The sequence below is a fragment of the Actinomyces sp. ZJ308 genome (genome assembly GCF_011752065.1).
Lineage (GTDB): Bacteria > Actinomycetota > Actinomycetes > Actinomycetales > Actinomycetaceae > Actinomyces.
Genome location: NZ_JAAIJY010000005.1, coordinates 69,643 through 92,441, shown reverse-complemented (window position 1 = coordinate 92,441; position 22,799 = coordinate 69,643). Strand labels below are relative to the sequence as shown.

Genomic DNA, 22,799 nt, shown 5'->3' with positions numbered 1-22,799 from the left:
ACCGACCGACCGATCCCTGAGCACGTCCTCCTCCTCGACTGCCCTCTCACCGCGGGTGGGTGCCCTCCCTGAGTGAACAGCACCCACCCGCGGTGAGGGGCCGCCTCATCCCCGGATCAGCCCCAGGGCGTCTCAGTCCCGGACGGCCGCACGCCGGGAGGCCAGGGTTGCGAGCCCCATCGCCACCGAACCGATGAGCAGGCTGAGCCCGACGATCGTCAGCCAGCGTCCCGGGAACTGGTGGGCGACGCTGATCCAGCCCCAGGGAGCGATCCGCCACAGCCAGGTCTCCGCCAGGACGTCATTGCCGCCGATGAGCAGCCCCATGACCACCAGGATGACGTTGAGGACGATCGCCACGACGATCCGGGTGCTCAGCGCCACCGCCAGGCTGACGGCCGCGATCATGAAGGCCACCGCCGGCATCACCATGAACCCGTACACGGGGCCGGTCAGCGCCGGCAGGTCCGGTGCGGTCCGGGTGAGAGTGTCGCCCAGGACTGTCACGGTCCAGGAGGCGACGAGGACCGGGAGGAGGAAGAGAGCGCCCAGGATCGCGGTCGAGGTCAGGATACTGCCGGCTCCCCGGCGGGTGATGAGTACCCGCCAGGCCGGCTGGAGCCGCCCCCAGACCGTGATGCCGACGACGGCTGAGGCGACCGGAGCCCCCATGAGCTCGAGGACGCTCTGCCCGTACCCGGGCGGGTAGGCGGTGTGAAGAACTCCCAGGAGGACCAGCAGCAAGGCCGCCAGGACCGCCCACACCGCCCAGGGCAGGACCCCGGTCATCGCCAGAACAGCACTGCGAGGCCCAGGGACACGGGCCACGCGGGTGGCGGGCGTGGACCGATGCTCCCGGGCGGCCTGCGACACCGACGTAGGAGCCATCTGGAAGGCGGCCTCCGAGGGGGCGTCGTCGCCAGCCCTCCTGCCGGGAAGCAGCCGGCTGAACCGGGAGAAGGAAGGGGCGGAGAGCTCTACGCCCCCGGGAGGACCCGCGAGGACGGCCAGGGCAGTACCGATCAGCGTCAGGGCGCTCGTCAGCAGGAACCCGGGCGCAAGCGGGTAGCTCCACACCGGCGAGTCCTCCTCGAGCAGCACGCTGTTGCCGTGCACACCCAGCAGGGGCAGCGCCGCCCTGGCCGTCCAGGCCCACGGGAACATCCACCAGTCGTCCCGCTCCGCCTGGACCGCCCCCGCCACGGACCAGACGAAACCGAGGACCGGCGCGACTCCGACGGCGACGGCCCGCGCCACCAGGAAGGCCGCCATGCCCCAGGCGCAGGCGCCGGTGACGACGATCCACATGTAGAGGGCGAACAGGAGGTACCTGTCCCAGGGTCCCCACCCGCTGCCGACGATGAGGGCGTGCCCCACCACGGGGGCGACGAGCGCCACCTGGCAGGCCAGGGCCGACAGGCTCAGCACCACCAGACGGGCGACCACCACCCGGCGCGGATCGACGGCGCGCCAGGCCGTTCCGCCCTGGCGCCACCTCTGCTCGCGCCACTGGGCCATCGCCCCGGTCAGCAGCCCCAGAGGAACCGCGAAGGCTCCGGCGTACATGTGCATCCACGCCAGCGCGTTGCCGTTCCACTGAAGCTCCTCGACCACGCCCGAGGAGACCGAGGCGTTGGCCAGGATGATGGTGTGGACCGTGAAGACGAGGGTCGCCCCGATGACGCCCCAGGTGAAGGTGCGCCGGCTACGGGTGATCTCGGCGCGTACCAGGTCCCACAGGCGCACGTTCATCGCGGCCCGTACCCTGACCGGCGTGAGGGCGCTCATGCGCGGGTCTCCGTCTCAATGCCGTGCCCGCTTGCGGCGACGGCCGCCAGGAAGGCCTTCTCCATGGCCCGCTCGTCGTCGGCGTCGGCGAAGTCGACCAGCGGCCCCTCATAGACGAGTCGGCCTGTGGCCAGGACCCCGATGTCGTCGCTCATGCGGGCGATCTCCCCGAGCTGGTGGCTGGAGACGACGACGGTACGGCCCTCGTCCGCCAGGTCCCGTACGAGGTCGCGCAGCTCGATGATGCCCTGAGGGTCCAGGCCGTTCTGGGGCTCGTCGAGGATGAGGACCTCCGGGTCGGCCAGGAGCGCCATGGCCAGGGACAGCCGCACCTTCATGCCGGTGGAGAAGGAGCCGGCGCGCTTCCTGCCGGCGCTCGCCAGGCCCACGCGCTCCAGGAGCGGCGCAATGGTCTGCGGGGAGGTGCCGGTCAGGCGGCAGTGGACGAGCAGGTTGCGTCGTGCGGACAGCTGGGGGAAGAGGGCGGGCCCGTTGATGGAGGCACCGACCCGGGCCAGGCTGCGCCGGGTGAAGGGGGCGCCCTGGATCTCCACACGACCGGCGTCGGGCCTGAGCAGCCCCAGGGCGATGTTGAAGGCGGTCGACTTACCCGCGCCGTTGAGGCCGAGCAGACCGTAGACGCGGCCGGAGTAGGCCGACAGGTCAAGGCCCGTGAGCACTTTCTGACGACCGAAGGACTTCGATATCCCGGCCAGCCTCAGCCCGGGGGTGACACCGGTGGCATGGGCGGGGGAGGGGCGAGGTACTGCTGTCGTAGCAGGTGTCATGGATGTCGTGGATGTCATGACCCCATGCTCGTGCGCGACGGCACTGCGGCGGATCCCCACCAGGGATACAGACCGCACCCGCCACCGCCGCCGCGTCTCCCCCCTGGGGAGGAGAGCTACTGCGGCTGGACGAGCCCGGTGGTCAGGGCGTAGATGACCAGCTCGACCCGGTTGCGGCAGCCGGTCTTGCCCAGGATCGTCTTGACGTGGGACTTGACCGTCGACTCGGCGACATGGAGGCGCTCACCGATGCGGGCGTTGCTCAGTCCCCGGCACACCAGGGCGAGCACGGCCTCCTCCCGCCCGGTCAGCGGCTCGTAGGGTCCCGCTGGCGCCCCAACGACGGGCACGGCGCCGCCGGTCGAGGCTGCCGATGAGGTCGGGGGCCTCGGGGCGCCCGCGGCGACGCCAGTCCCCGCACTCGCATCACCGGCTGGTCGGCCGTCCGTATCAAGGTGGGCCAGGACGGTGCCGGTGACGGCCGGGTCCAGCCAGGACCCGCCGCGGGCGACGACACGAATCGCCTCCAGCAGCGTCGTCGGCTCGGCGTCCTTGAGGAGGAAGCCGTGGGCCCCGGCGCCCAGGGCCGCCAGGACGAGCTCGTCGTCATCGAAGGTGGTCAGGACCAGGATCCGCAAGGCTGAGGTGGCAGACGCGGCGCGCAGCTCACGGATGGCGCTGACCCCGTCCATGACCGGCATCCGCAGGTCCATGATCACCAGATCGGCCCGCCCACCGGCGCTGCCGGCCGGATCGGGGCGCGTGAGCGCATCGGTGGCCTGGCGTCCGTTGGAGGCCTCGAGCACGACCTCCATGTCCGGCTGCGCGCCCACGAGGGCGCTGAAGGCGCTGACCAGCAGCGGCTGGTCGTCGACGACGGCGACCCTGATCGTGCCGGGGGTCATCGGGAGCCTCCTTCTCCTGTCTCATCCGGTCCTTCCTCGCCATCGTGCTGGCCTGGCACCGGGGCGCTCGCGGGCAGCTCGAGCGGGGTGACCGGGAAGTCGACGTCGAGGGTGAAGAAACCGCGGCGGTCGTCGCGCTGGACGCCGTGGGTCATGGTTCCGCCCACGAGCCTGAGCCGCTCCTCGAGGCCCACGAGCCCGCTGCCGCCGACAGGCGAGTGCTCCGGGGGCTCGGAGACCGGGTTGGCGACGTGAAGATGACAGGAGGCCGGTGACAGCGTCAGGCTCAGCTCGATCTGCCCGGATCCGTGCCTGACGGCGTTGGTAAGGGCCTCTCCGACGAGCCGGACGAGGGTCAGGCGCTGTATCGCCGACCATCCCTCGTTGCAGCGTTCCAGAATCTCAGGCGCGGGGATCACCGCGTTGATCCGGGCGCCCGAGCCCCGGGTGGTCTCGATGAGAACCGGGATGGTGCGCAGGTCCGCCAGGGGAGTGATCTCGCCGGCGTCGGAGCGCAGGACGGAGACGAGCCGGCGCACGGAGTCCAGGGAGGCGTCTGCGGTGTCTCGCACGGTGATCAGGGTGGTGCGCAGCCGTTCCTCACCGCCCAGGGCCAGTCCGGTGGCGGCCTGCACCTTGATCGTGGTGAGGCTGTGGCCCACGAGGTCGTGAAGCTCCCTGGCCAGGCTGAGGCGCTCGGCCGCGACCGCCTGGGCCGCGGCGATGGAGACGTCGCGGGCCTGGTTCTCGGCGACTCGGCGTCGGGAGGAGGCCAGCAGGTAGGTCAGGACCACGGCGCCGACGAAGACCAGGCCGGTGAGCGTGCGGCCCACGAGAACGGACCAGGTCAGGCCGGTGCCCGCCGTCTGGGTGGCGCCGGGCTCGTACGGTCTGGCGTAGGAGGCCAAGGTGACCGGGTTGACCAGTGCCCCGGCCAGGGCCAGCAGAAGTGCCGTGGTACCCCAACGGCGATCGGGCTCCCAGCGGGTGACGGTGTAGAGGCTGGTGACCGCCGTGGCGATGATCGGGTTGAGGCCGAGGTTGACCGGGGAGAGGGCCACGAGGATCGCATAGGCCGCCAGCAGGATGTAGGTCACCATGAAGGAGACGCGCAGGAGGCGCAGCCTGCCGAGCTGCGTCAGCGCCAGCGCCAGGCACAGAACGAGGTCTGCCACGTAGACGGCGTAGCCACCGAAACGGAGGATGAAGGTGACCGTCTCCAGGGCGAAGACGAGGAAGACGGTCCCCAGGGCGAGATCCACCACCGGGATGGAGTACCGCGACCAGCGACTTCCCCGCCCCGGCATCATGCGGTGGCGGGCGCGCCAGTCATAGGCGGCCGACAGGCTCGTCGTCAGCGGCGGTGCTTCGTGGACCGGCGCCTCCCGATCCGGCCCGCTGTCATCCGTCCTGCCGTCTCGGTCAGCCATGCGCCGTCCCCGCGTTCAGGATCCGGCGCACATGGCGGCCGGCCGCGGCCGCGGCGATGAAGGCGGCCGCGTCATCCTTGAGGCCCCTCCGCATGGTGGACAGCCTGATCCCGGTCTCCTCCTCAGCCGCTCGCAGCCGCTCCATGAGCCCGTCGGAGGGGATCTCGATGAGCCGGTGCTGCGCGGCACCCGGCCGAGGTGCGCACAGCGCCTCGGCCTCCGCGCGGACCTGCGCCCCCAGCGGACCGTGCAGGTCGGGAACGACGACGTCGGCCTCCGCCAGCGCGACCCGCCCGTAGGCGGTCATCGAGTGGTGCGAGACGCCCAGGTGGCGGGGGCGGGCGTCGGCCTGGGAGACGCGCAGGCAGGCCACCGGGCGCCCGCCCAGCGCGGCGACGGCGTTGACCGCGTCACCGCAGGCCACTCCGGAGAAGCCCCAGGGCGTCTCGGTGCCCAGGTTCCCGGGCCCCTGGATGACGACGGCGACATCGGCGTGCAGAACGTGCCTGGCCGCCAGGAGCGCGTTGTGGACGCTGACCGCCTCGATGTCACCGCCCCAGGCCTGCCCGGCCGTCACGGTCCCGGCCAGCCAACCGGCCTCGCTCAGGGCGGACACGAGGCGGGAGTAAGCCAGGGGCAGGGCCCCGCCGTCGGTCATGACGTAGACGACCCGAGGCTGCTCCTCACCCCGGGGGGCGCGCAGTCCGGCGAGCACGGCAGGCAGGCTCGAGTGCAGGTCGGCCACGACCACCGGCATCCCCTCCAGGTCGAGACTGCCGATCGGCCGGGACAGCAGACCGTGGTGGGCGGTGCCCTGCTCGTCGACACCGGTGACCATGACCTGGTCGGGCATGTAGCGAGCCTTGACCAGATGGCCCTCGCGCGGCGAGTCAGGAGGCAAGACGTCCAGGCGGGCGCCGACCATGGCGTGCCCGCCCGTTCCCAGGGCTCGGTCGAGGGCTGAGACCTCCAGTCTCACCCGCTCCCCGAGCGCGGGCACTCCGGTGAGGGCCTCGTAGGCGACCGCCCGGACCCGTCGGCCGGGAAGCAGGCTGATCGCGCCCTCCGGAGCACCGGTGAGCTCCACCTCCAGCTCCGCGCAGGAGCACCCCTCGCCTCCCCACACCGACCTGGTCCCGGTCACTACGCCGTCGCGCCACATCATGGCCGAAGACTATCGGGGCACGCGCGCCACAAGCCGCAGGCCGTCCAGTTCTCCTAGGCTGGGACACCGTGAGCCAGCAGACCCGCAGCACCGAGGAGCGCCTGGTGAGCCTCCTGCTCACCCTGCGCAACACCACCACCGGGCTCAGCGCCGAGGAGCTCGTCGCCAGCGTGCCCGGTTACGCCTCGAGCGACCCGGCCACCAACCCCGTCTCGGCCCGCCGCAAGTTCGAGCGGGACAAGGACACGCTGCGCGAGCTCGGTATCGAGGTGACCACCACCGGACGCCCCGACGAGCCCCGGTACCGGATCGATGAGGACGACTACACCCTGCCCCCGCTGCACCTGAGCGCCGAGCAGGCCGCCTGCCTGAGCCTGGCCGCCTCCGCCTGGCGAGACGGCGACCTGCCCGCCACGGCCCGGCGGGCCCTGACCAAGTTGCGCGCCGTCAGTGAGGGACCGGCGGGAAGCAGCTCCGCCGGCCTTCCGGCTCTCACCGCGGACCTGTCCGGTGCCGAGGTCCCCGAGGCGCTCGTCGCCGCGGTCGACGAGCGCCGCCTGGTCACCTTCGACTACGTCTCCGCCCGCTCGGGCAGCACCCGGGCCCGCACTGTCGAGCCCCACCACCTGCGCCTGAACGAGGGCGCCTGGTACCTCGACGCCGTCGAGCCGCGCACCGCCGGCGACACGGAAGACGCCCGGGACGGGGAGGGTGCCAAGGACACAACAGAGGACGCAGGGGATCCGGAGGAGGCAGGAGGCACCGCCGTCACGCTGCGGACCTTCCGCCTGGCCCGTATCGCCGGGTCGGTGACCGTCCACAGCCGCCCCGGAGCCTTCACCCGACTGCCCGCCAGCGCTCCCGCCCGCCGGCGCGCGCTCATCGCCGCGCTCCCGGGCCGGGCCCTGGGGCTGCGCCTGGCCGGGGCCCACCTCGACCCGGCGCAGGAGCCGCAGGCCGGGGTGCCCGGGCACCTGAAGGGGCGAGACCTCATCGCCGTCGACTACGAGGATCCCTTCTCCTTCGCCGGTACCCTCGCCGCTCTCGGCGATGCCGCGGTGGTTCTCGCCCCCGAGCCCCTGCGTCAGGCGGTCCTGGCGCATCTGAGGGGCGCCGCCGTGCTCGCCGCACCGAAGGGGGAGTGATGATGGCGCGCGTATCCGCCTCCGACCAGCTCGCCCGGCTGCTCGCCCTGCCCGCCTGGGTCGCGGACAACCCCGGTGTGTCCATCGAGAAGGCCGCCGAGCACTTCGGCGTCACCCCGGCCGTCATTGAGCGTGACGTCAACACACTGTGGGTCTCCGGCCTGCCGGGCGGTCTGCACGGGGACCTCGTGGACTTCGACGCCGTGGACTTCGACGCCGGCCGCCTGCGCCTGGCCGAGCCTCTGGGGCTGGATCGTCCGGTTCGCCTCACCCGGCAGGAGGCGATCTCCCTGCTCATGGCCCTCAGGGTCCTGGCTGACCTCCTCGCCGACGACGAGGCCTCGGCTGCCGGGCTCACCTCCACCCAGCAGGCGCTCACCGACCTGCTGGCCGCGGGTGCCTCCAACGACGTCGATGCGATGGCCGTACCCCGTGCAGCTCTGCCCGTCGAGCGTCCCGGTCACTCCACTCGGACGGCGCAGGTCCTGGGCACCGTGCGCCGCGCACTGCGGGACAAACGGCGCCTCCACCTGGTCTACGTCTCCGCCACCGACACTCCCTCCGAGCGCGATGTCGACCCCATCACCCTGAAAAGTGATGGATCACATATGACTCTCGTGGCCTGGTGCCTCAGTGCCAAGGCCGAGCGCAGCTTCAGGCTCGACCGGATCGAGTCGGCCCAGCTTCTCGACACCCCGGCCATCCGTCACCGCAGCCCACGTCGGAAGGCCGGGCCCGAGACCGATCGGTCTGCGGGGGACAGGCCCCGCGCCAGGTTGACCCTGCGGCCGACGGGCCGCTGGCTCGTGGAGCAGATCCCGTGCGTCTCCCAGGAGGAGACCGCGGACGGCAGCCTCAGGGTCGTTGTGGAGGGACGCGACCGCGCCTGGCTCGTGGGCCTGGTCCTCTCAGCGGGTCGCCACCTCATCGCCGTCGAGCCCGCCGACCTCGCCCAGGATGCCGCAGCGGCCGCCGAACGGGCCCTGGCCTCATATGACACGGGTACGGAAAGACGCTGACGCTAGGCGAGCCGGATCCGTCCGCCTTGGGGAGAACCGGCGGGGGCGGCGTTCGGAGATGCTTCATGCGGCGGCTACACTCGGCCCGTATCGATAGACCCCTACCTCAAGGAGCGCGCCGTGAAGTTCTCTCCGACGCATATCGTCGTCCTGCTTGTCCTCGTCCTGCTGGTTTTCGGTTCCAGCAAGCTGCCTGACATCGCCCGGAGCGTGGGCCAGTCCATGAAGGTCTTCAAGAAGGAGGTCAAGGAGCTGCGCGACGAGGACGACACTGACAAGCCCGCCGCACAGATCCAGCAGCAGCCCCAGGAGGGCACCTACTACACCGAGCCCACCCAGTCCGGTCAGACCGCCCAGAGCACCGAGGGCTCTTCCCAGAAGTGACGTCATCCGGCGAGAGCCGGTGACCTGGAGACGAAGGAGGCCGTGGTGCCCAAGCTCCCTCGGATCAAACGATCGAGGCGCAAGGACAACCCCGAGGCACGCATGTCCATCGGGGACCACCTGCGCGAGCTGCGCAACCGGCTCTTCATCTCGGCCCTGGGTGTCCTGGTCATGTCGGTCGTGGGATACCTGCTCTACGAGCAGGCCTTCTCCCTCATCACCCGACCGATCGAGGCCGCCAATGCGCGAGGCGCCAACCTCACCTTGAACTTCGACACGATCCTGGCCTCCTTCGACATGAGGCTCAAGGTCTCCATCTGGTTGGGCGTCCTGTTCTCCGCACCGTTGTGGATGTACGAGTTCTGGGCCTTCGTGGGGCCGGGCATGACCCGCAGGGAGAAGGCCTACACCTGGGCCTACGGCGTTGTGGGGCTGCTGCTCTTCTCCGCCGGCGCCGCCCTGGGCATGTGGATCATGCCCCACGCGGTCGCCATTCTCACCAGCTTCATCCCCAACGGCCCCACCGCGGGTCTTATCAACGCCGGTGTCTACCTCGCATTCGTGATGAGACTCGTCCTCGTCTTCGGACTGGCCTTCCTCCTGCCAGAGCTTCTCGTCGCCCTCAACATGCTCGGGCTCATGAAGGGCACGACGATGCTCAAGGGATGGCGCTGGGCCGTCGTCGTGATCTTCACCTTCATGGCCTTCGCCAACCCACTGCCCGACCCCTGGTCCATGATCTTCATGGCCCTGCCCGTCACCGGCCTGTACTTCCTGGCCTGCTTCATCTCGATCCGGCATGACAAGCGGGTGGAGCGGAAACGCGCTGAGCTCGACGCCGAGCTGGAGGCCGCCCTGGCCGAGTAGCCGAGGCAGCCGGGCACCCGATCGTTCTTCCTGACTTCATCTACTCCCTCATGCGCATTGCTCTGCTGTCCAACCCGTCCTCGGGACGCGGCCGTCACGCTGCTGCCGACGAGCTCGTCCGCGGGGTCCTGAACGAGGCCGGGCACGAGGTTCTTCACGTGCGCGGAAGCTCGTATGAGCAGGCGCGTCGTGCCGGCCGGGCGCTCCTGGGGGACGGGCCGAGCAGGAGCGTTGAGGCTCTGGTCGTCGTCGGCGGGGACGGCATGGTGCACCTGGGCGTGGACATCGTCGCCACCACCGGCGTGCCGCTGGGCATCGTGGCCACCGGAACCGGCAACGACATCGCCAGACACTTCGGCCTGCCCAGCCGGGACGCAGCCTCCTCCGCCCGCATCATTGACCAGGCGCTGTCCGGTGACGGCGCCATCATGGCCACTGACGCGATCTACGCCTCCCGCCCCGACGCCACCCTGCTGGACCCGCAACGGCGCTGGTCTCTGGCCGTGGTGAGCGCCGGCCTGGACGCAGCCGTCAACGCCCGCGCCAACGCCCTTTCCTGGCCCGCCCGCGAAGGACGTTACGTGCGCGCCTTCACGGCCGAGCTCGCGGCGCTGGCACCCTACGGCTACCGGGTCACCACAGAGAAGGGCACCTGGGAGGGACCGGCGCTCCTGCTGGCGGTCGCCAACACCCGCTACATCGGCGGCGGCATGGACCTGGCTCCCCAGGCCGACCCCACCGACGGCCTGCTGGAGGTCCTGCGCCTGGACCCCGTGGGACGCCCCCACCTGGTCTCCCTGTTCTCCCGGCTCTTCAAGGGAACGCACCTGGATGACCCGGCCGTCCACATCGAGCGCAGCCGCACCGTCACCATCGAGGCGCTCGACGAGCCCACCGGCCGTGACCGGGGTCTGCGCCCGCCCCCGCACCCCTTCGCCGATGGCGAGCCCCTGGCCCAGCTGCCCCTGCGCCTCGAGGCGGTACCCGACGCCGTGCGGCTGCTCCTGCCGGCCCAGCGATGATCCAAGCCGTAGTGTGGCTCCCATGAGCTCACCAGCCGAGCGCTATGCCGCATCCCGTCGTCGACAGGCCGCCGCCAGCAGTGAGCTCGCACGCTTCGCCCGAGGCTACGACTTCCCCCTCGACCCCTTCCAGGAGGAGGCCTGCGCCGCCGTCGAGAGGGGAGAGGGGGTCCTCGTCGCGGCGCCGACGGGTGCAGGCAAGACGGTGGTGGGGGAGTTCGCCGTCCACCTGGGCCTGGCTCAGGACCGCAAGACCTTCTACACCACACCGATCAAGGCGCTGAGCAACCAGAAGTACCTGGACCTCGTGGCCCGGCACGGCGAGGAGAGGGTAGGGCTGCTCACCGGCGACACCTCGGTCAACCCCCATGCGGACGTGGTGGTCATGACCACTGAGGTGCTGCGCAACATGCTCTACTCGGGCTCACGCGACCTGGATCGGCTGGGCTTCGTGGTCATGGACGAGGTCCACTACCTGGCCGATCGCTTCCGCGGGCCGGTGTGGGAGGAGGTCATCATCCACCTGCCTGCCGAGGTCCAGGTGATCTCCCTGTCCGCCACGGTCTCCAACGCCGAGGAGTTCGGCGACTGGCTCGGCCAGGTGCGAGGAAGGACCGCCGTCGTCGTCTCCGAGCAGCGCCCCGTCCCGCTGACCCAGCACATGATGGTCGGGCGCCGTCTCCTGCCGCTGTACTCCCGTCCCGTCGATCCCGCCGGGCCCGCAAGGCTTCCGGAGCATCGCGACGACGCCGGCGAGGGCGCCGAGGAGGTGCAACCCGAGACCTCGACGCAACCTCCGCTCAATCCCGAGCTGCTCAAGGCCGTCAAGCAGGCCCGACGCGCCGCCGCCTCCGGGGGCGCCTCCAAGAACAGCCACCGCAGCCGTGGCGGTGGCTCCGCCCGGGGTCCGCAGCCCTGGAGGCGCTCGGCAGGCGGTGGACGCGCGCCTCGTCGCGGGGAGGGCGGAGCCCGTACGGCTCGGCTCAAGCCTCCCTCCCGGCTGCAGGTCGTCACAGCGCTGGAGGAGGCGCGTCTCCTGCCCGCCATCGTCTTCGTCTTCTCCCGGGCCGGCTGCGAGCAGGCCGTCCACCAGGTCGTGGGCGCCGGTGTGGACCTGACCACCGAGGCGGAGGCGGCGCGCATCCGGGAGATCATCGAGCGGCGTACCGCCGACATCCCGGCCGGTGACCTGGGGGTCCTCGGCTTCCACTTCTGGGCCCACGCCCTGGAGCGCGGCGTCGCGGCTCACCACGCGGGGCTGCTGCCGGTGTTCAAGGAGACGGTCGAGGAGCTCTTCAGCGCGGGCCTGGTCAAGGTCGTTTACGCCACCGAGACCCTGGCGCTGGGCATCAACATGCCCGCGCGCACGGTGGTACTGGAGTCGCTGCGCAAGTGGAACGGGTCGGCCCATGTCACCCTCAGCCCGGGGGAGTACACCCAGCTGACGGGGAGGGCGGGTCGGCGCGGCATCGACGTCGAGGGTCACGCCGTCGTCCTGGCCGCCGACGACGTCGAGCCGGCCACGGTCTCCTCCCTGGCCTCCCGGCGCACCTACCCACTGGTCTCCGCCTTCCGCCCGACCTACAACATGGCCGTCAACCTGCTCGAGCGCATGTCCCGAGCACGAGCACGTGAGGTGCTCGAGCAGTCCTTCGCCCAGTTCCAGGCCGACCGCGGCGTCGTGGAGCTGGCCGCCCAGGCGCGCCGCAAGCGCCGCAGCCTGGAGGCTCTGGAGAAGGACATGACCTGCCGCCTGGGCGACTTCCGGGAGTACGCCGCCCTGCGCCAGGCCATCGCCAACGCCGAGGCGGACCTGTCCCGGGACAAGGCCGCCTCACGCCGCAGTGAGACGGGGCGGGTGATGAGCGCGTTGGGGCGAGGGGACGTCGTCGTCTTCCGCAAGGGCCGGCGCCGCCGCCACGGCATCGTCCTGGAGGTCGGTGCCGACCGGACCGGGACCCCCACCGTCACGGTCCTGGGGGAGGACTCGCGGGTGCTCGCCCTGACCCCGGACACGTCGCCGGACGGCGTCATGCGCGTGGGCGCGCTGCGGGTGGCCGACTCGATGGACCCTCATCGGCCCCGTGACCGCGACCGGCTCGTACAGCGCCTGGTCGATGCGCTGCGGGCCGGAGACCTGGAGGGCGAGACGAGGCGCACGCGCACCCGCTCGAGCCGAGCGCAGGCCCGCCGGGACAGTGCTATTGAGAACCTTGAGCGCCTGCGCCACGAGATGCGCTCCCACCCCTGCCACGGTTGCCCCGACCGGGAGGAGCATGCCCGCGTGGGCCGCAAGTGGTCACGGGCCAGGGCCGAGGCCGAGCGCCTGCAGCGACGCATCGAGACCCGTACCGGCACCATCGCCCGCCTCTTCGACGCCGTGTGCGAGGTGCTGCTCGAGCTGGGCTACCTACGGCCCGTGGACCGCGGTCACCCGGAGCGCGAGCTGCGGGTCACCGGGGCGGGGAAGGTCCTGGCCCGGATCTACGCCGAACGCGACCTGCTCATCGCCGAGTGCCTGCGCACGGGTGTCTTCGAGGACCTCGGCTCCGGCGAGCTCGCCGGGGCGCTGAGCGCCTGTGTCTACGAGCCGCGCCTGAGCGCGCAGTCCATTGGGCTGCCGGTGTCGCCTGGGTCGAGGCTCGGCCAGTGCCTGCGCGCCCAGCTGGGGGTCTCGCACCGAATCCACGACCTGGAGTCCCTGGCCCGTATCGAGGCCTCCTCGGGTGCGGAGCCGGCGCTGGCCGGGGCGGTCCAGGCCTGGTGCGACGGCGCGCAGCTGGCGGACATCCTCGATGCCACTGAGCTGACGGCCGGGGACTTCGTGCGCTGGTGCAAGCAGCTGCTCGACGTCGTCGGCCAGATCGCTACCCTCTCACCGCCACCTGATGCCGACCCCGAGCAGGCCAGGGCAGTCACCGACCTGTCGCTACGGGCCGCCGAGGCCTCCCTGGACCTCGACAGGGGAGTGGTGAGCTGGTCCGCCGTATGAGACGCCTGCGCACTGAACCCCAGCCATCTGTGTCGGGCCTCGGCGAGTAGTCTCGTTCAGTCTCATTGCGGCCGACACCTCGAACGACAGGACCCACGCCCTCATGTCAGGCTTCTTCGCCCTTCTCGACGACATCGCCACGCTGGCCAAGCTGACGCTGTCCACCGTTGACGACACGGCCTCGATCGCCGTCAAGACCTCCGCGAAGGTGTCGGCGGCGGCCGTCGACGACGTGGCCACCACGCCCCAGTACGTCACCGGCATCACCCCGGATCGCGAGCTGCCGATCATCAAGCGGATCACACTGGGGTCCCTTCGCAACAAGCTCCTCATCATCCTGCCGATCGGTCTGCTGCTGACGGCGGTGGCGCCGGCGCTGCTGCCGGTGGCGCTCATCGTCGGCGGAGCCTACCTGTGCTTCGAGGGCGGGGAGAAGATCCTCGAGCGCTTCGTTCACACCGACCACGTCCCGGAGCAGGCCGGCCCGGTCGACGAGGCGCAGATCGTCCGTCAGGCCATCACCACGGACTTCGTGCTGTCCACTGAGATCATGCTGCTGGCCCTGGCCGAGGTGGAGGGGGAGTCCTCCGTACGGCGCATCATCGTCCTGGTCCTCATCGCCCTGCTCATCACCTTCGCCGTCTACGGCCTGGTCGCCGCCCTCATCAAGCTCGACGACGCCGGAGCGCATCTGGCCGGCCAGGGCCGTACGGGTGCCGTCCGATCCGTGGGGCGCGTGATCGTGAAGTCGGCACCCGCTCTTTTCAGAGGCATTGGGATCGTCGGCACCGTGGCGATGCTGTGGGTCGGCGGCCACATCCTGGCGGTGAACCTTGCCAAGGTCGGCGTCCACCCGCTGCACCACGCCATCGAGTGGGCCGAGGAGCTCACCCACAACCCGGTCCTGTCCTGGATCACCGGGACGGCCATGTCCTGCCTCATCGGGGCCGTCATCGGCACGCTGCTGGCCCTGGCCTGGCAGCCCGTGCACCACGCCCTGGCCCGTCGCCGGTCCACCGACTAGTGTCTACTGACTGAGCCTGTCGCCGAGGAAGGCCAGAATGGCGCGCACGCGCCGGTTCTCCTCGGAGGGGTCCAGCCCCAGCTTGAGGAAGATCGCCGAGACGTGCTTGGCCACCGCCGCCCCCGACACGATCATCCTTGCCGCGATCTGGCTGTTCGACAGTCCTCGGGCCATGAGCTCGAGAACCTCGAGCTCACGCGGCGTCAGGTCTGCCAGGCCCGAGTGCGAGCCGCGCACCATGGCCCGGGTGACCTCGGGGTCGGTCACCATGCCCCCGGCCAGGACCACTCGCAAGGACCCCAGGAAGTCCGCGACCTCCGAGACCCTGTCCTTGAGCAGGTAACCCGTCCCGCCGGCGTCGGGTGGCGCCTCGGCGGCGAAGAGCTGCTGGGCATAGGTCGCCGACACGTACTGGCTGAGCACCATGATCGCCACGGCCGGATGGCGGCGACGGATGGTCAGCGCGGCCTCCAGACCGTCGTTCCTCATGGACGGCGGCATGCGGACATCAGTGATCACCGCATCGGGCGGGCGCCCCTGGGTACCCAGGTGATCAATGCGCTCAACCAGCGCCGGCGCACTGCTCTCCCGGGCTACGACGTCGTAGCCCTGACGCTCCAGCAGGCCCGCAAGGCCCTCGCGCAGCAGGGCCGAGTCGTCGGCGAGCACCAGGGAAGGGGCTGTGCTCATAGCTCCTGCCTTTCCGCGTTGTTCCCGCCGTCCCCATTGTCCGTGTTGTCCGTGTCTGGGCTGTCCGGGCCGATTCCGCTCTCGCCACGAGCCAGGAGGAGCGGTAGGTGCGCCGCGACCTGTGTCGGCCCGCCGGGAGGACTGGACAGCAGGAGCTCTCCACCGAAGGCCGCGAGCCGCTCCCTCATACCCACCAGACCGTGTCCTGGCCGGAGCCGGGCCCCGCCGGGTCCGGTGTCGACGACGCACACCCTCAGGCTCCTGTCCACGGTCAGCAGGATCGTGACCTTGGCACCGGGGGCGTGCTTGAGGGCGTTGGTCATTGCTTCCAGAGCGAAGAAGTAGCCCGCCGCCAGAACACCCTCAGGCATCGTCGGCAGGGGATGAGGACAGACGACTCTCACAGTCCGACCACTGCCGTCAGCCCTATCAACCGCCTCCCGGAGAGCCTCAGCCAGGCCGAGCTCGGTCAGTACCCGGGGGTGGATACCGCGCACCGTGGTGCGCAGTGAGTCCAGCCCGCCGGCGATGGCCGCCTTGGCCTCGCTCAAGAGCGAGGCGAGAGCAGGATCCGCAGCGACAGCGGGGGAGATCTGGGCCTCGCCAAGCTTCATGAGCCCGACGACGAGCCGTTGCTGAGCACCGTCGTGCAGATCGCGCTCGATGCGGCGGCGCTCGACCTCGTAGGCCGCGACGATCGCTCGCCGGGATGCCGTGAGCTCGGCGATCCGCCGAGAGGCGAGCGCCTCGTGGGTAGTCGTGGCTCTGCCGGGCCATCGCAACGGAAACCTGAGCTGCACGGTACCAAGGTACCGTGTCCCGTCCGACGGTGTCCCTGAGCAGGACACCGTCGGACGATAGTCGGCGGGGTGGGGTATACCCAGCACTACCTCACCAGGAGTGCGTGCGCTATCGCTATCGCGCGGAGAAGACGGTGAGATAAGAGGTATGAACACTCCACTGATCATCACCAGAGACATCGTCAAACGCTTCGGCACGGTGACGGCCCTGGCCGGCGTGAGCATTGACGTCGCTGCGGGCGAGACCGTCGCGATCATGGGCCCCTCGGGATCGGGTAAGTCGACGCTGCTGCACTGCCTGTCCGGGGTCCTCGTCCCGGACCACGGGGCCGTGGCCTTCGGGGGCACTGAGATCTCCCGCCTCACTGATGCCCAGCGTTCTCATCTACGGCTGCGCGAGCTGGGATTCGTCTTCCAGGACAGCCAGCTCGTCCCCGAGCTGCCCGCCCGTGAGAACGTGGCGCTGCCGCTCATGCTCACCGGTACCTCGACACGGCCGGCGCTGCGTGCCGCCGACGAGATGCTCGCCCGGCTCGGCCTGACAGAGCTCAGGGGCCGCCTTCCCGCCCAGATGTCGGGTGGACAGGCTCAGCGCGTGGCGATCGCCCGGGCGCTGGTGGGCAGCCCCCGTGCGATCTTTGCCGATGAGCCCTCCGGCGCCCTGGATCAGGCCACCGGCCACGAGATGATGCAGCTGCTGACGGCAGCCGTCTCCATGGCAGGTGCGACGCTGGTCGTTGTGACGCACGACCTCAACGTCGCACGCTGGTGCTCTCGTCTCATCGAGATCCGCGACGGACTGGTCCACTCCGACCGACTCCTCAAGGTCAGCACCGCGCCCAGCTCCGTACAGACGGTGGAATCGGGGGCGGCCCGATGAGCAGCTTCGCGAATGCCTCAGCTCCTGTCTCCGTGGCCGCAGCCGCAGCAGGTTCGTCCCGCAGCGCAGCGGGCCGTCCTGGCGCCCTGGCCCTGACCCGTCTCACTGCTCGTCTCACTCGTGCTCGACTTGCCTCCCGCGAAGGGGAGACGCTGCTGTACCTGGCCAGCATCCTGGCCTACACCGTGGCCACCTGCGCGGCTCTGACCGTGGCCGGAGGCACCTGGATGTTCTACAGCCGCGGCGAGCATCCGGAGCGGGTTACCGCCTGGCAGGCCGCGGCCCAGAGCTCGGGCTACGGCTTCGACCGCGTGGCGCAGCAGTACCTCTTCATGTCCCTTCTGGCCTGCGCCATGCTGGTGCCGGCCATGGTGGGGCTGGCCTCCAACGCCGCGGTGCTGGGAGCACGCAGCCGCGAGCGGCGCCTGGCGGTCCTGCGCCTGCTGGGTCTGTCCGGGGCCGATGTCACCCGCATGTCTTTGCTGGACGCCTTCGTTCAGTCCGCCGCCGGCGCGGTCATCGGTACCGTCGTCTACCTGGTCACGCTCCCCGCCTGGGGCGGCCTCACTGTCATGGGCACCCGGATCACCCCCGGTGAGATGATCCTGCCACTGGGATACCTTGCCGTTGTCCTCGTGGGAGTGATCCTGATTGGCCAGCTCTCGGCCTGGCGGGGTCTGCGTCAGGTACGGATCTCCCCGCTGGGTGTCTCCCGGCGAGCCAATGGACCGCGAGCCGGCGTCTGGCGCGTCATCGTGTTCCTTGGAACGATGTTCGCCGCTCCGCATGTCATCGGATCGGTGCCTTCGCAGTACCGCGCCTTCATCGTGTACGCCATGATCATGGCGGTCATCTTCGTCTTCGACCTGGCTGGTTCGTGGTTCACGCAGCTGCTTTCTCGAGGACTGGCCAGGCTTCGCGGCCCGGTCATGCGCTGGACCGCTCGCCGGATCCAGGCCGCGCCCACCGCGACGTGGCACCGGGTCTCCGCCATGGGGCTGCTGGCCTTCATCGGTGGTTTCATCAGCAGCTTCATGTCGCTCATGCCTCAAGGCTCCGATACCGGGACGGCCGCAGAGGCAGGATCGGCTGAGGCCTTCGTCTACTCCATCATGTGGGACTGCGAGAAGGGGGCCATTATCACCCTGGCCTTCGGGTTCGTTCTGACGGCCACGTCGATCCTCATCAGTCAGGCATCGGGGACCATCGAGCGCGCGGAACAGTCCCGCAGCCTGCGCCGCATGGGCGCCCCTGCGGGGTACGGCCTGCGCGTCATGTGGATGGAGACCTATACGCCACTCCTGCTCGCCGTTCTCGGCGGTGCTGGTCTCGGCATTCTCATGGCCTCGCTGCTGACGAGGATGTCGCCGGTTTCCGGTATCTCCCCGTTGATGCTCGGCATCATCATCGTCGGACTGGTGCTGACGGGTCTGGCACTGAGAGCCTGTCACCCGCTGTACTACCGTCTCCTCGGGGAGACGGAACGCCACAACGACTGACGCCGCCGCGCGGACCCGGTTCCAGAGAACCTCTGCCCACAGCCACCCATAAGGCGAGACGACATCACATTGCCCGTATGCTTCACCGCGTGACAGTAGCTTCCCGGTCTATCCGCTGGCTTCGCCGATCAGTCCCCGCAGCCGTTGCGCTACTGGCCGGTCTGGCCACCTACACGGCCTTCCCGCCGATGAACCTGTGGTGGTCGGCCCTCGTTGGTCTCGGGGCGTTCATGCTCCTCATCCGGGGCCGGGGGTTCTGGTCCGGGACGGGGCTGGGGCTGCTCTACGGCGTCGGCCTGTTCACGCCTCTGCTGCACTTCACGATGGTGGGGATGGGCAACCCGATCGGCTGGATCGCGCTGACGGCCTTCGAGTCGCTCTACCTGGCCGGGCTCGGCGGGGCCTGGGCCCTGGTGAGCCGCCTCCCGCGGCTTCAGGGCTCATCCGGGGACTCGTCCAACGGACTGCCTCTGCTGCGCCGTGTACCCGCGGGCGCTGCGAGGGTGCTCGCCTTCGCTCTGCTGTGGTCGGGGGTTGAGGAGCTGCGCTCCGTGTGGCCGCTGGGTGGCTTCCCCTTCGGCCGGCTGGCCTTCGCCATGGCCGATGCACCCGTCCTGCCGGCGGCCGCCTATGTCGGCAGCGCCGGGGTGGGGCTCCTGGTGGCCCTGGCGGCGGCGTGCCTCGCCCACGCGGCTCAGGCCATCTATGAGCGCCGCGTCGTCCCCGTGGTCATCTCCGCTGCTGTCGCGGCCTGTCTGCTCGTCGCGCCCCAGGTTCTGCCACTGCACACCCGCGCGGAGAACGGCACTGTTCGCGTCGGCGCCGTCCAGGGCAATGTGGCCACCGACTTCGAGGACGCCTTCAACCGCGCCCTGGAGGTGACCGGCAACCACGCTGAGGCCACGAGGAAGCTGGCCGACGACGTCGGCCCCGGCAACCTGGACATGGTCATCTGGCCGGAGAACTCGGCGGACCTGGACCCGCGCGACTACCCGGCCTCGGCCGCGATCGTCGACGAGGCCGCCCAAGCCGTCCAGGCACCGGTGCTGGTCGGCGCTGTTCCCTTCGTCGACGACATCCGCTACAACGACGTGCTCGTGTGGACTCCCGGCGACACCGCCGGGCAGGAGAAGCACGCCTACTACCGTAAGCACCGGCCCGTCCCCTTCGCCGAGTACATTCCCGCCCGCTCCCTCGTACGTCGACTCACCACCCAGGTCGACCGCGTCGGCGTCGACATGCTGCCCGGCACCGGACCCAGCACGCTCACGATTCCCGCCGCCACCCAGGGCCGCGACATCACCTTCGCCATGGGGATCTGCTTCGAGGTCGCCTACGACGACGCCCTGCGCACCGGTGTCAAGCAGGGCGGACAGGCGATCGTCATCCCGACGAACAACGCCTCCTTCCTCGACTCCGGCGAGGCCGCCCAGCAGCTCGCCCAGGGCCGCGTCCAGGCGGTGGTCCACGGCCGCAGCGTCATCCAGGCCTCAACCGTGGGCTACACCGCGATCATCAGCCCCCGCGGTGAGGTGGAGCAGGCGACCCGTCCCTACACGCAGGCGAGCCTCGTGGCCGATGTCCCGCTGCGCAGCTCTCAGACGCTCGCCGACAGGCTCGGTCCTGTCCCCGGCATCATCCTCCTGGCCGCCGCGGGCGTACTGCTCGGGGCCGGTATCCTGGGCCAGGTGCGCCTGGGGCGCGAGGCAGCTGCTCCGGCTCGCCGTCCTCGCCGCTGATCTCGGATACCCTCTGTCTCAGGTAGCCTCGGCACCACGCGAACCCAACCTTGGAGAGAGAAGTGAAGGCACTCGTCGTCATCCCGACCTACAACGAGATCGAGTCCCTGCCCACGGCACTGGACCGGGTCCGCGAGCACGCTCCCGAGGCGGACATTCTCGTCGTCGACGACGGTTCCCCTGACGGCACCGGAGACTACGCCGACACCCGGGCGAACGAGGACTCCCACATCCACGTCCTGCACCGCTCGGAGAAGAACGGGCTGGGACCGGCCTACCTCGCCGGATTCTCCTGGGCGCTGGCAGCCGGATACGAGCTCATCGTGGAGATGGACGCCGACGGCTCCCACCGGGCCGAGGACCTGGCGCTGCTCATCCAGCGCGCTGAGATGGCCGACGAGCCCGACCTCGTCATCGGCTCGCGGTGGGTCTCCGGCGGTGCCACGGAGGGATGGGACGCCAAGCGCGTGGCCCTGTCCAAGGCCGGGAACCTCTACATCAACGCCATGCTGGGGCTGCGTGTCAAGGATGCCACCGCCGGCTTCCGGGTCTTCCGCGCCTCCGTCCTGCGTCGCATGGACCTGAGCAAGGTCGAGGCCCTCGGGTACGGCTTCCAGGTCAACATGACCAAGCTCGTTGACGAGATCGGTGGCCGCATCGTGGAGATGCCCATCACCTTCCTGGAGCGGGAGGCCGGACAGTCCAAGCTCTCCGGGGGAATCTTCACCGAGGAGCTGTCCCTGGTGACTCGCTGGGGTGTCGCCAAGCGATCCAGCCAGCTGATCGACGCCGCGAAGATCGCCGGAAGCCGACTGCGTGCGGCCCGGGACCAGCGCCGTCGGGCAGCCGCCGGCTACCGCCAGCAGCGCCCGTCGAGCTCATCGTGCCAGAAGCGCTCCTGAGACGGGGAGAACTCAGCCGCTGACTCTCTCGCGGTAGACCTCGCCACTGCGCAGCGCCTCAAGGCGCTCATTGAGAAGAACCTCGAGCTCCTCGACCTTACGACGCTCCAGGAGCATGTCCCAGTGGGTACGCGGGGTCTTCTTGGGCTCGTCGGGCTCGGGCTCGTCCTCTCCGCGCCGAGCGGCGGGCTGGCCGCACTCGGGACACTCCCAGGTAGGAGGCACCTCGGCCTCGGTGGACATCGGGATCTTGGTGAGGTGCGCCATCGGGCACTCGTAGCTGACGATCATCCGCTCAGCGAACTCAACGCCATCCTCCGACTCCATCGACTTCGCGCCGATAGTCATGCCTCGCAGTGCGCGGTCTGCCATGCTTGTGGCCTCCTCGTGGCTCGTCTGTCTCGGTGTCCCCTCCGGCAGCGCATGCGGCTCGCGTACGATCTCCCTCCGGGACACCGGTGCGTCAACACCGGGGGAGGACGATTTGTTCCCACCGACCCCGACGCGGTCCGGATAACGGATCATACCGGTTGGCGGAGTGTAGGACGTCGCCGGGCGGGACCGGCCACGACGCAGCAGTGGGAACCGACGTGTACGGCGTGTACGTCGCCACAGAGCGCGGCATACTTTGCCTCATGGCTCAGCGCATCGGCATTCTCACAGCGGGCGGCGACGCCCCGGGACTCAACGCGGCGATCCGAGGCTTCGGGAAGGCGGCGATCCAGCAGCACGGCTGGGAGCTCATCGGCTTTCGCGACGGTATGCGGGGTCTGGCCGAGAACCGCTTCACCGAGCTCGATGCCGCCGCCCTGTCCGGCATCCTCACCACCGGTGGAACCATGCTGGGAACCAGCCGGGACAAGGTGCATCGCATGATGGTGGACGGCGAGCCCCGCGACATGGTGGCGACCATCGTGGAGAACTGCGAGAAGGACGGGATCGACGCGCTCGTGTGCCTCGGAGGCGGTGGGACCGCGAAGAACGCCAAGCGCCTCATGGACGCCGGCCTCAATGTCATCCACCTGCCCAAGACCATTGACAACGACATCGTCCACACCGACTCCTCCTTCGGCTTCGCCACGGCCCTGGAGATCGCCACGGAGGCCGTGGACCGGCTGCACTCGACGGCGCACTCCCACCACCGCATCATCCTCACCGAGATCATGGGGCACCGGGCGGGGTGGCTGGCCCTGGGCGCCGGTATCGCCGGCGGGGCGGACGTCATCCTGCTGCCCGAGATCCCGTACTCGGTGGACGCGATCGCGGACAAGATCGAGAGACGCCGCTCCCACGGCTCCTCCTTCTCGGTGGTGGCCGTGGCCGAGGGGGCACTGTCGGTGACGGACCACGCCGAGCTGGAGCACGCCCGCGCCCTGGTCAAGGACGCCTCCAGCCCCGAGCGCAAGGCGATGGCCAAGCGGGGCGTCAAGCGCCTGGAGGCCTCCCACCGCGCCAACACCTTCACCCTGGCCGAGCAGCTGGAGAACCTCACCGGCCTGGAGGCCCGCGTCTCCATCCTGGGGTACGTCCAGCGCGGCGGCTCACCCTGCGGGGCGGACCGCCTGCTGGGCACGCGCCTGGGGGTGGCCGGCGCCGATGCGATCGCCGAGGGCCGGTACGGCGTCATGGTGGCCGACCGCGGTCACGGCACTGAGCTGGTGCCTCTCAAGGAGGTGGCCGGACGTACCAAGTTCGTTCCGGCCGATCACGAGTGGATCCAGGCCGCGCGCGCCGTGGGGACGGCCCTGGGGGACTGAGAG

The 22,799-nt window shown here is 70.1% G+C and carries 20 protein-coding genes; 12 read left to right on the top strand and 8 right to left on the bottom strand.

Annotated features, from left to right (window positions below):
• Nucleotides 1-132: 132 nt before the first annotated feature.
• The 5 genes from HCR68_RS04165 to HCR68_RS04145 all read right to left on the bottom strand — a co-directional run bounded on the left by HCR68_RS04165 (nt 133) and on the right by HCR68_RS04145 (nt 6,076).
• On the bottom strand, nt 133-1,788 hold the full coding sequence (locus HCR68_RS04165; RefSeq protein ID WP_243858924.1) for a hypothetical protein: 1,656 nt from the start codon (nt 1,786-1,788) through the stop codon (nt 133-135).
• Entirely contained in the window at nt 1,785-2,594 is an 810-nt protein-coding gene (locus HCR68_RS04160) for an ATP-binding cassette domain-containing protein (RefSeq protein WP_167146538.1), read from the bottom strand. Before HCR68_RS04160 ends, HCR68_RS04165 begins: the two co-directional genes overlap by 4 nt.
• A 98-nt stretch (nt 2,595-2,692) precedes the next feature.
• Nucleotides 2,693-3,481 carry a response regulator transcription factor gene (locus tag HCR68_RS04155; RefSeq protein ID WP_167146535.1) on the bottom strand — a complete coding sequence of 263 codons (789 nt, stop codon included), beginning with the start codon at nt 3,479-3,481 and terminating at the stop codon, nt 2,693-2,695.
• On the bottom strand, nt 3,478-4,911 hold the full coding sequence (locus HCR68_RS04150) for a histidine kinase (protein ID WP_167146533.1): 1,434 nt from the start codon (nt 4,909-4,911) through the stop codon (nt 3,478-3,480). Before HCR68_RS04150 ends, HCR68_RS04155 begins: the two co-directional genes overlap by 4 nt.
• Entirely contained in the window at nt 4,904-6,076 is a 1,173-nt protein-coding gene (locus HCR68_RS04145; RefSeq protein WP_167146530.1) for a DUF3866 family protein, read from the bottom strand. The genes HCR68_RS04150 and HCR68_RS04145 overlap by 8 nt, the downstream gene beginning before the upstream one ends.
• Before the next feature lie 68 nt (nt 6,077-6,144).
• Here HCR68_RS04145 and HCR68_RS04140 point away from each other — a divergent pair, with 68 nt between their 5' ends.
• The 7 genes from HCR68_RS04140 to HCR68_RS04110 all read left to right on the top strand — a co-directional run bounded on the left by HCR68_RS04140 (nt 6,145) and on the right by HCR68_RS04110 (nt 14,529).
• The gene (locus HCR68_RS04140; RefSeq protein ID WP_208320498.1) at nt 6,145-7,221 is read left to right on the top strand and encodes a WYL domain-containing protein; all 1,077 of its coding nucleotides are present in this window, start codon (nt 6,145-6,147) and stop codon (nt 7,219-7,221) included.
• 2 nt (nt 7,222-7,223) lie between these two features.
• Nucleotides 7,224-8,240 (top strand): WYL domain-containing protein, encoded by a 1,017-nt coding sequence (locus tag HCR68_RS04135; protein ID WP_167146527.1) that lies wholly within the window; start codon nt 7,224-7,226, stop codon nt 8,238-8,240.
• A 120-nt stretch (nt 8,241-8,360) separates the two neighbouring features.
• Complete coding sequence (gene tatA, locus HCR68_RS04130; protein ID WP_167146524.1) at nt 8,361-8,624, top strand: Sec-independent protein translocase subunit TatA; 264 nt, start codon at nt 8,361-8,363, stop codon at nt 8,622-8,624.
• A gap of 45 nt (nt 8,625-8,669) precedes the next feature.
• A complete protein-coding gene (gene tatC, locus HCR68_RS04125) occupies nt 8,670-9,491 on the top strand; it encodes a twin-arginine translocase subunit TatC (protein ID WP_167146521.1) in 822 nt (273 codons plus the stop codon).
• Between the two features lie 50 nt (nt 9,492-9,541).
• A complete protein-coding gene (locus HCR68_RS04120) occupies nt 9,542-10,513 on the top strand; it encodes a diacylglycerol kinase family protein (RefSeq protein ID WP_167146518.1) in 972 nt (323 codons plus the stop codon).
• Nucleotides 10,514-10,535: 22 nt separating this feature from the next.
• On the top strand, nt 10,536-13,505 hold the full coding sequence (locus tag HCR68_RS04115; RefSeq protein WP_167146515.1) for a DEAD/DEAH box helicase: 2,970 nt from the start codon (nt 10,536-10,538) through the stop codon (nt 13,503-13,505).
• Nucleotides 13,506-13,608: 103 nt separating this feature from the next.
• A complete protein-coding gene (locus HCR68_RS04110) occupies nt 13,609-14,529 on the top strand; it encodes a DUF808 domain-containing protein (RefSeq protein ID WP_167146514.1) in 921 nt (306 codons plus the stop codon).
• Nucleotides 14,530-14,532: 3 nt separating this feature from the next.
• Here the strand turns inward: HCR68_RS04110 and HCR68_RS04105 are convergent, their stop codons facing one another.
• Together HCR68_RS04105 and HCR68_RS04100 are read right to left on the bottom strand one after the other, a co-directional pair.
• Complete coding sequence (locus HCR68_RS04105) at nt 14,533-15,219, bottom strand: response regulator transcription factor (protein WP_167146512.1); 687 nt, start codon at nt 15,217-15,219, stop codon at nt 14,533-14,535.
• Nucleotides 15,216-16,019: a histidine kinase gene (locus HCR68_RS04100; RefSeq protein ID WP_167146510.1), complete on the bottom strand. Its 804-nt coding sequence runs from the start codon at nt 16,017-16,019 to the stop codon at nt 15,216-15,218. Before HCR68_RS04100 ends, HCR68_RS04105 begins: the two co-directional genes overlap by 4 nt.
• A 148-nt stretch (nt 16,020-16,167) precedes the next feature.
• Here HCR68_RS04100 and HCR68_RS04095 point away from each other — a divergent pair, with 148 nt between their 5' ends.
• The 4 genes from HCR68_RS04095 to HCR68_RS04080 all read left to right on the top strand — a co-directional run bounded on the left by HCR68_RS04095 (nt 16,168) and on the right by HCR68_RS04080 (nt 21,039).
• Nucleotides 16,168-16,899 carry an ABC transporter ATP-binding protein gene (locus tag HCR68_RS04095; RefSeq protein WP_167146508.1) on the top strand — a complete coding sequence of 244 codons (732 nt, stop codon included), beginning with the start codon at nt 16,168-16,170 and terminating at the stop codon, nt 16,897-16,899.
• Nucleotides 16,896-18,398, top strand: a complete 1,503-nt coding sequence (locus tag HCR68_RS04090; protein ID WP_167146506.1) for an FtsX-like permease family protein — start codon at nt 16,896-16,898, stop codon at nt 18,396-18,398. The genes HCR68_RS04095 and HCR68_RS04090 overlap by 4 nt, the downstream gene beginning before the upstream one ends.
• Before the next feature lie 89 nt (nt 18,399-18,487).
• Entirely contained in the window at nt 18,488-20,137 is a 1,650-nt protein-coding gene (gene lnt / locus HCR68_RS04085) for an apolipoprotein N-acyltransferase (protein ID WP_279586964.1), read from the top strand.
• A 62-nt stretch (nt 20,138-20,199) separates the two neighbouring features.
• Entirely contained in the window at nt 20,200-21,039 is an 840-nt protein-coding gene (locus HCR68_RS04080; RefSeq protein WP_167146502.1) for a polyprenol monophosphomannose synthase, read from the top strand.
• 12 nt (nt 21,040-21,051) lie between these two features.
• Here HCR68_RS04080 and HCR68_RS04075 read toward each other — a convergent pair whose 3' ends face one another.
• Nucleotides 21,052-21,411 carry an RNA polymerase-binding protein RbpA gene (locus tag HCR68_RS04075; RefSeq protein ID WP_167146499.1) on the bottom strand — a complete coding sequence of 120 codons (360 nt, stop codon included), beginning with the start codon at nt 21,409-21,411 and terminating at the stop codon, nt 21,052-21,054.
• A gap of 263 nt (nt 21,412-21,674) precedes the next feature.
• Here HCR68_RS04075 and HCR68_RS04070 point away from each other — a divergent pair, with 263 nt between their 5' ends.
• Complete coding sequence (locus HCR68_RS04070) at nt 21,675-22,796, top strand: ATP-dependent 6-phosphofructokinase (RefSeq protein WP_167146496.1); 1,122 nt, start codon at nt 21,675-21,677, stop codon at nt 22,794-22,796.
• The last annotated feature ends 3 nt before the right edge of the window (nt 22,797-22,799 follow it).

Coding starts and splice junctions, on each gene's coding strand:
- HCR68_RS04070 (WP_167146496.1), top strand. CDS start 21,675: ATGGCTCAGCGCATCGGCATTCTCACAGCGGGCGGCGACGCCCCGGGA.
- HCR68_RS04155 (WP_167146535.1), bottom strand. CDS start 3,481: ATGACCCCCGGCACGATCAGGGTCGCCGTCGTCGACGACCAGCCGCTG.
- HCR68_RS04110 (WP_167146514.1), top strand. CDS start 13,609: ATGTCAGGCTTCTTCGCCCTTCTCGACGACATCGCCACGCTGGCCAAG.
- HCR68_RS04095 (WP_167146508.1), top strand. CDS start 16,168: ATGAACACTCCACTGATCATCACCAGAGACATCGTCAAACGCTTCGGC.
- HCR68_RS04120 (WP_167146518.1), top strand. CDS start 9,542: ATGCGCATTGCTCTGCTGTCCAACCCGTCCTCGGGACGCGGCCGTCAC.
- HCR68_RS04150 (WP_167146533.1), bottom strand. CDS start 4,911: ATGGCTGACCGAGACGGCAGGACGGATGACAGCGGGCCGGATCGGGAG.
- HCR68_RS04165 (WP_243858924.1), bottom strand. CDS start 1,788: ATGAGCGCCCTCACGCCGGTCAGGGTACGGGCCGCGATGAACGTGCGC.
- HCR68_RS04075 (WP_167146499.1), bottom strand. CDS start 21,411: ATGGCAGACCGCGCACTGCGAGGCATGACTATCGGCGCGAAGTCGATG.
- HCR68_RS04145 (WP_167146530.1), bottom strand. CDS start 6,076: ATGATGTGGCGCGACGGCGTAGTGACCGGGACCAGGTCGGTGTGGGGA.
- HCR68_RS04160 (WP_167146538.1), bottom strand. CDS start 2,594: ATGACATCCACGACATCCATGACACCTGCTACGACAGCAGTACCTCGC.
- HCR68_RS04090 (WP_167146506.1), top strand. CDS start 16,896: ATGAGCAGCTTCGCGAATGCCTCAGCTCCTGTCTCCGTGGCCGCAGCC.
- HCR68_RS04105 (WP_167146512.1), bottom strand. CDS start 15,219: ATGAGCACAGCCCCTTCCCTGGTGCTCGCCGACGACTCGGCCCTGCTG.
- HCR68_RS04115 (WP_167146515.1), top strand. CDS start 10,536: ATGAGCTCACCAGCCGAGCGCTATGCCGCATCCCGTCGTCGACAGGCC.
- HCR68_RS04135 (WP_167146527.1), top strand. CDS start 7,224: ATGGCGCGCGTATCCGCCTCCGACCAGCTCGCCCGGCTGCTCGCCCTG.